The sequence below is a fragment of the Vreelandella venusta genome, assembly GCF_015689495.1.
GTDB lineage: Bacteria > Pseudomonadota > Gammaproteobacteria > Pseudomonadales > Halomonadaceae > Vreelandella > Vreelandella venusta.
Genome location: NZ_CP065135.1, coordinates 3983673 through 3995644 on the forward strand (window position 1 = coordinate 3983673; position 11972 = coordinate 3995644).

An 11972-nucleotide genomic window follows, 5' to 3' on the forward strand; every position below is an offset into this window, starting at 1 on the left:
AATCGCATGACAAAATGGAATACGTACGCAACTTAATTTCTTTTGTCTGTCGGGCGGCATACGTGAACAATAGCCAGCTACTTTTTCGCGCTCTTTTCGCTGACCGATCCCCAGACGGTCGGCTTGCGAGAATTGCTAAGCAGAATTTTATTATAAATAATTTAATTAGCAGGAGTTAACATGAAAAACATTACCTCTAAAGTGCTTTCATCAAAAGTACTATCACCAAAAGTACTATCACCAAAAGTGCTATGCGGCGTTGGCGCGACTCTTCTGTTGGCGGGTTGTAGTGGCGACAGCAAACCTAATATTGCTATTGGCCCTCCTGCCAGCACCACTCAAGGCGTTTCCCAACTACTTTTTGATGCCTACGGTATTGGTAGCGATAAGTACAATACCTATCAAGAAGGCTTTGGTGCTGCACTCGATGGTGTGCAAGATGGCAACATCGATATTTCTATCGGTATTCTTGGTTTACCTTCTGGCAGCATCGAGAACTTACAAGCCTCGAGTGGTGATGCACGCCTAATTAGCTTAAGCGATGACGCTATTGACTATATTGAAGAGAACAGTGCCTATAAGCGCTTTACGATTCCCGCTAATAGTTATGCGTTCCAAAACGAAGATGTAAATACTATTACGGCTTATGCCATTTTAGTTGGCAACACAAATACTATTGATGAAGAGCTGGGTTATGAATTAGCGCGTTTAATGCATGAACATGCTGAAGAAAACACGCACTCTCAATCTGCGTTCATTACCCTTGAAAATGCACTCAATGGTTCGGAAGGCCTCCCCATTCACCCCGGTGCTAAAAAATATTACGAAGAGCAAGGCCTCACCGTAAATAACCCGGTTGCGGAGCTTGGCGAAACTGAAGCCAAAGAAGAGTTTATTTTAGGTACCGGTAGCCAAGGCGGCACTTACTACCCTCTCGGCGGTGAGATGGCCACCATTTGGAACCGTTACCTGGAAAACTATAACTTCACCAATATTGAAACTGGCGCTTCAATCGAAAACTTAGTGAGCATTCGTGATAACGGTATGGATCTCGGGATGACCGTACACGCACCGGCACAAGATGCCGTTGCCGGACGCGGAGAGTTCGAAAGTGGCGCGATTGATAACGTCGCCTTTATCGGGCACATCTACCCTGAAGTCATTCAGATTATCACCCGTGAACGCTCCAATATTGACAGCCTAAGTGATCTAACTGATTGATGTTCCCTTTTCGCCGCTGGCTAAGCCAGCGGCGTTATATGTATGAGGTTTAATCGTGGATAAAAAAAAACTCCTGACGAAGCGGCGCTTTTAGAAAAGTATGATCGTGAGTCACAAGTACGCTCTGCACTACAGCTAGGCAAGTGGGGCTGGATGATCACCCTAATGGGTGTATCACTGACGTGCTTTCATCTCTATACCGGTTATTTTGGTACGCTACCGTCACAGCAGCAAGGCGCTGTCCACTTAGGGCTTGCCTTGGGGATGATCTTTATCTTATTCCCTGCAACGCGCGGTGCGGGCAGGCGTAATGGCGTGCCGTGGTACGACGTAATACTCGCCTTCGTAGCCACTTTTGCCGCCTACTATAAAATCCTGTTTTATGAAGAAGTCCTGCGTGCAAGGGTTACGGGCTATTCAGCCGTTGACCTAACGATTGCCGCACTCGGTGTGCTGTTTGTACTAGAAGCAACTCGCCGTACTGTAGGAATGCCAATTGTTGTCATGGCCACGTTGGCAATTCTCTATGCGCTGTTTGGCAACTTGATCCCCAGTCCTTTGCTTTCTCATCCTGGCTTCTCTCTTGAGCAGGTGTCTCCCTACTTATGGTTTAGGGAAAGCGGCGTTTTTGGTACGCCCCTGCAAATATCGGCGCGCTTTATCTTCTTGTTCTTGTTTTTTGGCGTTGTTCTGATGCATACCGGCGTCGGCCGATTCTTTAATGACTTAGCCTTTGCGTTAACCGGGCGCTTTACGGGTGGTGCCGGTAAAGCCGCCGTTATAGCAAGTTCGCTGCAGGGTATGATTTCGGGAAGCTCTATCGGCAACACCGTGGCTTCTGGCTCTTTCACTATTCCTATGATGAAAAATGCCCGTTTCAAGCCCGAAGTAGCAGGAGCTGTCGAAGCGTCAGCCTCTACCGGCGGGCAGATTATGCCGCCTTTAATGGGGGCTGCGGCTTTCATTATGGTGGAGTATGTGGGCGTCTCTTACCGTGAAATCATGTTCTCGGCGCTGATTCCTGCCATTCTCTATTTTGCGGGTATTTTTATCGGGGTGCATTTCGAAGCCAAACGTCATCGCATTCTCGGCCTCCCCAAAGATCAATTGCCCAGCAAAAGTAAGCTGATACTGTCCAAAGGCTACATGTTGCTGCCTTTGCTCGTCATTATTACGACTATTAGCATTGGCTTTACCGCGCAGCGCGCAGCACTTCTGGGTATCGCATGTGCATTTGCTGTCAGTTTGGCGCGCAAAGAAACACGCCCTTCGTTAAAAGATATATTGGTTATTTTTGAGAAAGGGGCGCGCGTGGCACTGCCAGTCATCGCAGCGGTCGCTTGCGCAGGCATTATCGCCGGCGTGGTAGGCATGACAGGCATGGGGTCAAAATTTGCTGCTGGCATTATTAGCTTAGCGGATGGCGTTTTGATACTTGCGCTGCTGTTCACGATGATTGCCTGTATTGTCTTGGGCATGGGATTACCCACAACAGCAAACTATGTGGTTACTGCTACGATTGCCGCACCAGCACTGATTAATGAGTTCGGCCTTCCGCCAATGGCAGTGCATTTGTTTGTCTTTTATTTCGGCATCATCGCCGATATTACGCCTCCCGTGTGTTTAGCCGCGTTTGCGGGTGCAGGCATTGCACAAGCCAACCCCATGAAGACCGGCTTTACGGCGGTTAAATTGGCGATTGGTGCGTTTATTATTCCTTATGCCTTCATTTATAATCCTATGCTGGTATTAGTCGAACCGACGCTGTTGGGACTGTTAAGCGCACTGTTCTTTTCACTCGTAGGGATTATGGGCGTCAGTAGCGCACTACTCGGTTACTTTATACGTGATTCCTTCTTCGGGGAGCGTCTGGTACTGTTAGTCGCAGGGCTTGCCATGGTGGTTCCCGAGTTGCTAACCAGCGGCTTAGGCTTGCTTGCCATGGTGACAGTGGGCTGGCTTCAATCGCGCCGACCTGATAAATCCCAGGAGGCTGCAACGCTCGCCCAATGAGCCACTATAAAAACCTAGCTTCCCCCCGGCGCTTAGGCGCCGGGGCGGCTTTCAGGTCATCAGGAGCGCCAGGTTTGGCATCACGCAATCTTCCTTCTACGGCGGCTATGCAATGCTTTGAAGCAGCCGCACGCCATATGAGTTTTACTCGAGCAGCAGATGAGCTAAACCTCACCCAAAGTGCTGTCAGCAAACAAGTCGCGCATCTTGAAGCCACCTTGCAACACAAGCTATTCCGTCGCGTGCGACGCAGCCTGCTGCTAACCCCAGAAGGGGCCATTTTTTTAAGTGACGTACGCAAAGTGCTCACTCAAATTGAGATGTCGACGCAAGCGATAATGACCTACAGCGGTAATAGCGAGGTTCTTAAAATCGCCACCTTACCTAGCTTCGGTAGCCGCTGGCTGGCCAATAAGTTGCCCTCCTTTCTAGCCGCCAATCCAGGCATTAGTTTGGAGTTTCATGACCGCGTAAAAGATTTCGATCTTGAGCAGCAAGATATCGATATTGCTCTGTTTTATGGCCATGGCAGTTGGCCAAGCCTTGCTTGCCATAAGCTTATTGATGAGGATATGGTCGCGGTTGCTTCCCCAGAGTTGCTCGCTCGGCACCCCATTCAGTCAGTCGATGACTTAACACAACTGCCGCTGCTGCATCTCTCAACACGCCCTGACGCATGGCATCATTGGTTTGCAAACCAAGAGATCATTACTGACCGTAGCTATCACGGCACCCGCTTCGAGACCTTTCCTATGCTGGTGCGAACGGCAATGGCAGGTGGTGGGGTTGCACTGGTTCCTCACTTTACCGTCGATGAAGAGTTGGAAGGTGGCCGACTGACCGTCGCTTGGCCATACCGATTGCTCAGTGAGAGTGCTTATTACCTTGTTTACCCTGAACACTTGGGGGAACTCGCCAAAGTGCGACGCTTTGTAGAGCATATTACCCAGTTCAGTGATTGATACTGACACACCACGAAGTACTGCCGTCTTATAGTTGAAACAACTTTATAGCTCAAAAACAGCAATTACTGTTTTCCAAGTTACCACTTCGCTAAATTCTCCATTCAAGCTCAGCGCTATTTACCTACGTATATATCCATACGCTTAAAAATTTATAACCGCATTTATAACTATCGGGCAGAAGCAGCAAAGAAGAGAAAATCGTGTTACTTCAACTCCTGCCCGTGAGTACAACTTGGATCAGTCAATGGTATCGACAAACTCGCTGAGATCCCGCACTCGACTCTTATCGATAGTCACGCCAAGTCCAGGTGAGTCGTCCAACACAATATGCGTCTCATCTCCCGGCATCTGGGCAACATCATCCCCAATCATGGCAGGTCCCACCAAGTCATTCGCAATAATATTGGGATGCGCCAGCGCTAGGTGGGCACCCGCGAGCGTCGCGATCGAGGACTCCACCATAGAGCCGATCTGGCAGGGTATATCCGCTGCCATTCCGACCTCTGCCATCGCCATAGCAGGACGTAAGCCGGAGGATTTCATTAGCTTGATGTTAACCATGTCAGCAGCGTTTAGTTGAATCACCTCCAGCATTTCTTTAACCCCATGAATAGGCTCATCAGCCATAATCATGGCATCAGTTGACTGCGTCACACGGGCCATGGCGGCGAGGTTCTCCATAGCGACGGGTTGTTCAAACCAATCCACTTGATAGGGCGCTGCATGCCGAATAACCTGAAGCGCTTGCTTTGCACTCCACCCTTGATTGGCATCTACACGTAGCACAACCGATCGATCTAGTGCTTCTCTAACGCGCGCAATCCGCTCAACATCATGTTCCGGCGTATCGCCCAGTTTGATTTTGATGGACTGATAACCTCGCCCAGCAGCCTCTTTCGCCTGACGTGCCATCTCCTCCGGCGCTAACATGCTAATAACATATGGAAGTTCCAATCTAGCATGGCTGCGCCCACCTAGCAGCGCATAAAGCGGCTTTCCGCATTCACGCGCCACCAGGTCGTGAAGCGCAATATCGAGAGCTGCTTTCGCCGACGGGTTATGGCGAATTTTAAGGTTGGCAGCATGATGGAATTGCGCAATATCACTAGCGTCGGTGCCCATTAGTAGCGGCGCTAGTTCACTGGTTATGATTTCTCGTGCGCCAAGATACGTTTCTCCCGACACATGCTGATCTACCACGGCTTCACCCCAGCCAATCTGGCCAGAAGCAGACTCGATGCTGACAATCAGGCTAGCAATATCGTGATAAGTGTCATAGGCAATCTTAAATGGTTGTTTAAGTGGAAGACGTACACCATATACCGTGATTTTGTTAATACGCATTATTGATGCCTTATTTATGTCCAGGAAAAGATCTGAGCCAGCGCAATCATGAGACTTGCCATGCCCAGTTGAAGAATCGCTAATGGAAGTATCCATTTGATCCACTTACTCCACGACACACCTGCCACCGCAAGCCCTGCCATGAAATATCCCGACGTTGGGGTAAGAATATTGGAGATGCCATCACCAAACTGAAACGCGAGGACTGCCGTCTGCCGGGTGACTCCCACAAGGTCCGCAAGAGGCACCATCAAAGGCATGGTGAGTGCTGCTTGGCCACTGCCAGAAGGGACTAAGAAGTTCAGGACAAGTTGAACAAAAAACATACATACCGCAGTAACCACCGCGGGCATTCCGCTCAGCAGCCCTTCGAGATGATAAAGAATGGTATCCAGGATTTCCCCATTTCTCAGAATCACCAAGATGCCAAAGGCAAAGCCCACTACCAGTGCCCCCATCGCAATTTCTTGAATGCCTTCAACAAAGTGGTCGGCAATTTTATTCGGGTTCATACGCGCAAATGCACCGATTAAAATAGCCATCAAGAGAAAGGCGCCAGACATCTCACCGATATACCAGCCGTGACGTATCACGCCATAGGCAATAACCAGAATGGTGCCTACGAAAGCAGCGAGGACGAGTTTATCGGCAGCCGATAACGCACCTGGGTCTTCATTGGCTTGTGGTTTGCCAAATTGGCGGCGGTCACTATTAAAGACAAGGCTCGCTTCGGGATGCGCTTTGACTTTGGCCGCATAGCGAGTGACGAAAGCAATACTGATACTGACGAATATTAGCCAGTAACAGGCTCGCAGAGTCATTCCAGAAAACATCGGGAGCTCAGCGATATCCTGGGCCACGCCAACGGTAAAAGGATTCATAAACGCTGCAGAGAAACCGGCACCAGCACCTACCAGAGGTACCGCTGCGGCCGTAATAGAGTCATACCCCAGCATACGCAGCAGCGGTGCAAGGATAATGATAAAAGCTATTGTTTCCTCTGCGAGCCCGAAGGTTGCTCCTCCCATCGCAAATAAAAGCATCAGTAAAGGGATAAGAATGAGATCACGCCCAGTAAGCGCATTACTGATACTGGCAACGACTTTTTGTAATACCCCGGTTGCTTTCAGCACGCCAAACGCGCCGCCTGAGATAAAAATAAAGAAGATAATGCTACTGCCTTCCCCCATCCCCTCAAAGACCGCCATGAACGGACTTAACCAGCCAGCTTCTTGCGCTTCCACCGCCGCATAACTGTCTGGCACTACAACCGTACGCCCTTGCTCATTGGTTACACGCTCATAGCTACCCGCCTGAAGAAAGTGGGTTGATAAAGCAGCGAGACAGATAAAGCTAAATAACACGACAAAAATATGCGGGAAGCGAAATGTTGGTCGTGAACTATTCTCGTGTGTCATTGTTTTTTCGAGAGACGTCATGGGGTATCCCCAGTTTATTGATGGTTATCGAGAAACTGCATTGCCACACTGGTCAGGAAGTCGCTTCCAATCGACAGAATGGCATCGTTAAAGTCATAGTCAGGCTGGTGAAGTTTCGGTGTTTGTGGCCCGGAACCATTACCAATCCATGCATAGGCACCTGGAATATGGGTAAGAAAAGCCCCCATATCATCAGCCCCCATGCTGACTGGGTGCTCTACCAGTTGTTCATGCCCCCAACGTTGCACCACCACATCGCGGCACAGCTGGGCACAACCACTGTCATTGGCAACCGCAGGTGTTGAGGGCACGTAGTCGAGTGTGACGTCGCATCCTGTTGCCTTGGAAACCCCTTCTGCCACGTCGCTAATCCGTTTCTCAAGACGTTTGCGTAGCTCGGGTTTAAAGCAGCGCGCGGTACCCGTCAGCCGAGCAGTCGCCGGAATAATATTGCTAGCATGGCCGCTTTGCAGGCTACCCAGACTAATTACAGCGATGTCCTGAGGGTCAATATTACGACTAACAATATGTTGAATAGCGGTTGTAAATAGGCTGGCCGCGACGATGGGGTCCGTTGTGAGATGAGGCATCGCTCCATGTCCACCGGTGGAGTGGAACGTCACCTCAAAGTCGTCGCTTGATGCCATATGAGGGACGTCATGGATAACAAAACGCCCGGCCTCTACACCTGGCCAATTGTGTAGTCCAAATATCGCATCAAGCGAGAATTTCTCCTGAAGCCCCTCCGCAAGCATCGCTTCAGCACCGGTACCAATTTCCTCGGCAGGTTGAAAAATCAACACGACACTTCCCTGCGCCGGGCGCTGGTTAACCAGCTGTGCAGCAGCAGCCATCAACATTGCCGTATGGCCGTCATGCCCACATGCATGCATTACATTCGACTGGCTGGAACGATGCGAAAACTGATTAGCCTCCTCAAGTGGCAAGGCATCGAAGTCGGCTCGAAGTCCAACGGTTGCCCCCGGGCTGGCGCCTTTAATGACGCCGACCACACCGTGGCCACCTATCTTCTCATGCACCTCATCTACCCCCAAGCCACGTAGCATCATTGCAATACGTTCAGCGGTTATCGACTCCTGGCCAGATAACTCTGGGTGCTGGTGGAGTTCCCGACGAAACGTGATCATTTTCTCAAGCTCAATGGCTGATAACGTCATGAGAGGTAAAACCTTGTTGTAAAGTAGTAAGCCTGGGAGGAGTGCGACATCTGGCGTCCGCGGGAACGCATACTTGTGCAACATGAGTCGCGTACGCCGTTATGCGCTTAACCAGATTGTTTTTGAGTATGTTGTAACGCTTAGTACGAATAAAATACTTCTTCCCGATAGCGTCATACCTTTATGAGATGAGGCTTTAGTTGTATTTTCTGTACGAAATGAGACGCGCATCGTGACGTCTCTGGGAGCGGACATGGACACAAAAAAACTCAGGTACTTCATGGCGGTGGTCGAAGCAGGCTCGATATCGTCTGCAGCCAAGCAGATACCGATCGCTCAGCCCGCCTTGACGCGACAGATACATCAGCTTGAAGCCGATATCGGGGCAGTCCTGTTTTATCGTGACCGCAAAGGGGTATCTCTGACCCAAGCAGGGCATTACCTATATGCCAATGGGCAGCGCTTGCTGTCAGAACTCGAAAGTGTCGCGAAGAAAACACGCGATATTGCCAATGGCTACCGCGAAAGTCTCTCGCTCGGAATTAGCACCATACATCCCTATATTCCCAGCATCACAGCGCTCATCAGTAGATTTCGCTCACGCTACCCCTCAACACAGTTAACGCTAGAATCAATGTTGTCAGGCCCCCAGGCAGAGGCGATTCTGGCGGGTCGGCTCGATGCCGGCATTCTATTCATTGAACGAGAAGATGAGCCACGGCTAGACTACTATCCGTTAGCCAGCTTTCGTATGGCGGTCTTCACCAGTCGATGCCACCCTCTTATAGCGACTACTCCGACCTCACTTAAGGATTTTCACGACGCGCCATTTATTCGATTTAGTCGAACCTCCACGCCTGGCAGCTTTGACCGGTTAGATAGGTGCTTTCAGAAGGTAGGCTTCGTACCCAATACTGTTCAGGAATGTCGTGATGACATCACTATTCGCAGTTTGGTCGCCACGGGAATGGGGTATGCAATTATGCCGAGTATCATGGCACTAGGGGACGAAGACATTGTCGCCTATGAATTAGACGACTTGCCAATAGCCACGGACCTCATGCTCGCCTGGCAAAAGGGCCGCCAGCCAGCGGCAGTAAAAACACTATGCCAGCTCGCCGAAGAATCACATTGATTTCACCATTAACGACAAAAAAGATTATATCTAATGACAAAAGTTGCGATATTTGTTGATATCCAAAATGTCTATTACACCGTGCGAGAAGCGTATGGTAAGAACTTTGATTACAACAAATTTTGGGCACAAGTAACCGCTGACAGAGACGTTGTGGCTGCTTTTTGTTATGCCATCGACAGAGGTGACCAAAAGCAACGGGAATTTCAAAACATACTCAAAGCAATTGGTTTTAATGTAAAACTGAAACCTTTTATCCAACGTTCAGATGGCTCTGCAAAAGGCGACTGGGATGTTGGCATTGCTCTCGATGCAATGGAGTACGCTGAACAAGCAGATATTATCGTATTAGTCTCCGGCGATGGAGACTTTGATCTTTTAGTCAACAAAATACGCGTTAAGTACGGTAAAAAAGTTGAAGTTTATGGTGTTCCCCAACTTACGGCAGCAGCATTAATAAATGCAGCCAGCGAGTTTATAGCGATAGATCGTTCGCTCTTGCTACGCTAGGTTGCTGGTAGCGTCACTTAACTGCAGACGTTATCAGCGTGGTAGCTGATCGACACGGGTTAGGATAAGCCGTCGCCCCTCATGCGGAGAGAAGTGAAACTGGCCTTCTACCTCCACACCTTCATCTAAATAGGGCGCTATTTCCTGGTGGGGGAGTATCTCAACCCGATTCAACTCTTCGTCTTCGATCCAATAATGAATGGGATCGTTGAAATGCCGCACGACGCCCTGGGTAACAATTTGCCGGTTATCAAAGGCAGCTGGATTGTTCACTAGCATGGGCAATGGCACCGTTACAGTTAGTTGCCCACGACATCCGCTGATGAGAGTTACCATCGCTAGCATGGTTGCCGTATGGCTAATACGCTGCTGGAGTGACTGCATTGCGGTACTCCCCTCATTATGGCTTGTTTTTTATCTCTATTGGGCGTTGCTAGTATTTCGTTGATATTAAATGGAATAAGCGTAAGCCTTGCAGCTAGGGGCTGCAGCCTGGTGCAGATTATTCGTTAAGACGGTGCTGCAGTGAGTCCAGCTCCTCAGTGTGCTCTTCAAGCTCACGCACTGCTTCTGCTAATTTTTCACGCCGTTTCTGAATATCATCTTCATCGCCCTCGCCGAGAGCCTCTTCAAGCGCTAACTCGCGTTCACGCACTTCTTCCTGGCTCTCTCTAACCTCTTCGGCAGCCTCAGCAAGGACTTGCTCATTCGTGCAATGCTCTTCGATGGAGTGCAACGCACGCTGCAATCCTCGAACACGATGTTGATTATCATGCTCTTGAGCGTGCTCCAGCTGTTGACGTAAGACGGTCATTTTGTCTTCGCACAACCTGTCTGCTGCGTGCGCTGCTGGCAAAGACAAAACCCCAGCGGTTACCGCTAAACTTAAGCAACCAAGCCATCTTCTGTTCATTATTCGCTCCTGGCACTCTACGAGCCTTACAAGGTAAATATAGAGAAGCGCAACCGCTTTATAAAACTATAGGTCAAATGACCAGGCTGCCAATCTTCGCCGCCCGTGGAGCACTCCAGACGAGCGGCGGATGAACATATTAAGCGCGCTCTTCTACGATCCAGCTCACCACTTCTTCGTTGCCAAATTTAGCTTTCCACTCTTTAATAACGTTGTGGTTGCCACCACGCGTTTCAACGACTTCCCCTGTATGAGGATTCTTAAACACCTTTAAAGGACGTTTCTTGCGACCATCGGTACTACCGGTCTTGGTGACTTTAACTGATGAAGACAGATATGATGGGTCAAGCATTTCGCATACATCGCGGGCTAGCTTGCCATGCTCTGTCATTAGCGTCTGTAATTTTTCCTTAAACTCCAGCTCTTTCTTCAGCTCGCTATTACTTTCAAGCGCTTGCAGCTCTTCCTGCAGCTGCTTTAACATCTGCTCTTTCTTGATGTAGTCGCTCAGTACTGATGCCATGTTTTCATCTCCATAATTCTCTAATTGCTTTGCCATATACTGACTGCACAGTAAGACATGTTAAGAGCGCTACTTCAGTATGACAGGCGTGCTCATGAACAAGCACGGCCATTAAGCGATTATATACCGCGTAATTTCGTAATGTGGGCGTTCTCAATAAATTTTAAATATTATTTACATTTAGCAACGAGTGGCTATGCATTGACGATGCCTAACAGTATCATAATGCCAGGAACCCACCCCGTAAAAACCGCACAAAAGAGTGTGTAAATCGCCACTGAACGCTGTATTTTCTTCGCTAACGCCAGTAGACAAAAAAAACCAAACCACAAAGCAGACCATGCAAACCAGCTAAGCATACTCCACAGCGCAAAATTGAATCCTATATCGGTAATAGAGCTCGCCCCAACAAAGGCCGCTGTAATGCTAACAAAGAAACAGAACCACCCAAGCCCGACTCCATCCGCCTTTAAAAGCTGGTTAGCCCCAACCCAAAGATAAGTAAAAAAAAACAGCAAGGTAAATGCCCCAGCGCTAATAGCGGCTGAATTATTTGGTTCTCGAAAAATCAAATAAACCGCAATAATGAAGCTCAATACACCAACCATTATGTTGATGACAGATACCTCTTTGTCACTAATCTTTCCTAGCAGCCATATCCCGTTCACAAAAAGAACTGCTCCGACGTACAGCAAGGTAAGCCCTAAAATCATCACAACTATTCCTGTAGT

The 11972-nt window shown here is 49.1% G+C and carries 12 protein-coding genes; 5 read left to right on the plus strand and 7 right to left on the minus strand.

The genetic code is table 11. The features are described from left to right. Nucleotides 1–180 precede the first annotated feature (180 nt). The 3 genes from IR195_RS18440 (at nucleotide 181) to IR195_RS18450 (ending at nucleotide 4196) form a co-directional block, all read left to right on the plus strand. Nucleotides 181–1221: a TAXI family TRAP transporter solute-binding subunit gene (locus IR195_RS18440; protein WP_206048275.1), complete on the plus strand. Its 1041-nt coding sequence runs from the start codon at nucleotides 181–183 to the stop codon at nucleotides 1219–1221. Nucleotides 1222–1374: 153 nt separating this feature from the next. Continuing rightward, nucleotides 1375–3234 carry a TRAP transporter permease gene (locus tag IR195_RS18445; RefSeq protein ID WP_206048276.1) on the plus strand — a complete coding sequence of 620 codons (1860 nt, stop codon included), beginning with the start codon at nucleotides 1375–1377 and terminating at the stop codon, nucleotides 3232–3234. Between the two features lie 74 nt (nucleotides 3235–3308). Further along, nucleotides 3309–4196 carry a LysR substrate-binding domain-containing protein gene (locus tag IR195_RS18450; RefSeq protein ID WP_125752342.1) on the plus strand — a complete coding sequence of 296 codons (888 nt, stop codon included), beginning with the start codon at nucleotides 3309–3311 and terminating at the stop codon, nucleotides 4194–4196. A gap of 240 nt (nucleotides 4197–4436) precedes the next feature. Here the strand turns inward: IR195_RS18450 and IR195_RS18455 are convergent, their stop codons facing one another. Genes IR195_RS18455 through IR195_RS18465 form a run of 3 tightly spaced genes read right to left on the minus strand, consistent with a single transcriptional unit; the run spans nucleotide 4437 to nucleotide 8160 of the window. Next, complete coding sequence (locus IR195_RS18455; RefSeq protein ID WP_206048277.1) at nucleotides 4437–5543, minus strand: mandelate racemase/muconate lactonizing enzyme family protein; 1107 nt, start codon at nucleotides 5541–5543, stop codon at nucleotides 4437–4439. A gap of 14 nt (nucleotides 5544–5557) precedes the next feature. Next, nucleotides 5558–6982, minus strand: coding sequence for a YfcC family protein (locus tag IR195_RS18460; RefSeq protein WP_206048278.1), 1425 nt, complete (start codon nucleotides 6980–6982; stop codon nucleotides 5558–5560). Between the two features lie 14 nt (nucleotides 6983–6996). Beyond that, the gene (locus IR195_RS18465) at nucleotides 6997–8160 is read right to left on the minus strand and encodes a M20 metallopeptidase family protein (protein WP_125752351.1); all 1164 of its coding nucleotides are present in this window, start codon (nucleotides 8158–8160) and stop codon (nucleotides 6997–6999) included. A 253-nt stretch (nucleotides 8161–8413) separates the two neighbouring features. On the opposite strand from IR195_RS18465, the gene IR195_RS18470 reads away from it, so the two are divergent. After that, entirely contained in the window at nucleotides 8414–9295 is an 882-nt protein-coding gene (locus IR195_RS18470) for a LysR family transcriptional regulator (protein WP_089040481.1), read from the plus strand. A gap of 33 nt (nucleotides 9296–9328) precedes the next feature. Further along, nucleotides 9329–9805: an NYN domain-containing protein gene (locus IR195_RS18475; RefSeq protein ID WP_125752354.1), complete on the plus strand. Its 477-nt coding sequence runs from the start codon at nucleotides 9329–9331 to the stop codon at nucleotides 9803–9805. A gap of 33 nt (nucleotides 9806–9838) precedes the next feature. Here the strand turns inward: IR195_RS18475 and IR195_RS18480 are convergent, their stop codons facing one another. The 4 genes from IR195_RS18480 to IR195_RS18495 form a co-directional block, all read right to left on the minus strand. Then, nucleotides 9839–10189 carry a hypothetical protein gene (locus IR195_RS18480; protein ID WP_206048279.1) on the minus strand — a complete coding sequence of 117 codons (351 nt, stop codon included), beginning with the start codon at nucleotides 10187–10189 and terminating at the stop codon, nucleotides 9839–9841. Between the two features lie 118 nt (nucleotides 10190–10307). Continuing rightward, nucleotides 10308–10619, minus strand: coding sequence for a DUF1090 domain-containing protein (locus tag IR195_RS18485; RefSeq protein ID WP_241006761.1), 312 nt, complete (start codon nucleotides 10617–10619; stop codon nucleotides 10308–10310). A 238-nt stretch (nucleotides 10620–10857) separates the two neighbouring features. Further along, nucleotides 10858–11241 carry a histone-like nucleoid-structuring protein, MvaT/MvaU family gene (locus IR195_RS18490; RefSeq protein ID WP_125753859.1) on the minus strand — a complete coding sequence of 128 codons (384 nt, stop codon included), beginning with the start codon at nucleotides 11239–11241 and terminating at the stop codon, nucleotides 10858–10860. A gap of 194 nt (nucleotides 11242–11435) precedes the next feature. Further along, nucleotides 11436–11954 (minus strand): AmiS/UreI family transporter, encoded by a 519-nt coding sequence (locus IR195_RS18495; RefSeq protein ID WP_206048280.1) that lies wholly within the window; start codon nucleotides 11952–11954, stop codon nucleotides 11436–11438. Nucleotides 11955–11972: the final 18 nt, after the last annotated feature.

What these genes read in the sequence shown, in the direction of transcription:
- IR195_RS18440 (WP_206048275.1), top strand. Translation starts at nt 181, where the DNA reads ATGAAAAACATTACCTCTAAAGTGCTTTCATCAAAAGTACTATCACCA.
- IR195_RS18445 (WP_206048276.1), top strand. Translation starts at nt 1,375, where the DNA reads ATGATCACCCTAATGGGTGTATCACTGACGTGCTTTCATCTCTATACC.
- IR195_RS18455 (WP_206048277.1), bottom strand. Translation starts at nt 5,543, where the DNA reads ATGCGTATTAACAAAATCACGGTATATGGTGTACGTCTTCCACTTAAA.
- IR195_RS18460 (WP_206048278.1), bottom strand. Translation starts at nt 6,982, where the DNA reads ATGACGTCTCTCGAAAAAACAATGACACACGAGAATAGTTCACGACCA.
- IR195_RS18465 (WP_125752351.1), bottom strand. Translation starts at nt 8,160, where the DNA reads ATGACGTTATCAGCCATTGAGCTTGAGAAAATGATCACGTTTCGTCGG.
- IR195_RS18470 (WP_089040481.1), top strand. Translation starts at nt 8,414, where the DNA reads ATGGACACAAAAAAACTCAGGTACTTCATGGCGGTGGTCGAAGCAGGC.
- IR195_RS18475 (WP_125752354.1), top strand. Translation starts at nt 9,329, where the DNA reads ATGACAAAAGTTGCGATATTTGTTGATATCCAAAATGTCTATTACACC.
- IR195_RS18480 (WP_206048279.1), bottom strand. Translation starts at nt 10,189, where the DNA reads ATGCAGTCACTCCAGCAGCGTATTAGCCATACGGCAACCATGCTAGCG.
- IR195_RS18485 (WP_241006761.1), bottom strand. Translation starts at nt 10,619, where the DNA reads ATGACCGTCTTACGTCAACAGCTGGAGCACGCTCAAGAGCATGATAAT.
- IR195_RS18490 (WP_125753859.1), bottom strand. Translation starts at nt 11,241, where the DNA reads ATGGCATCAGTACTGAGCGACTACATCAAGAAAGAGCAGATGTTAAAG.
- IR195_RS18495 (WP_206048280.1), bottom strand. Translation starts at nt 11,954, where the DNA reads ATGATTTTAGGGCTTACCTTGCTGTACGTCGGAGCAGTTCTTTTTGTG.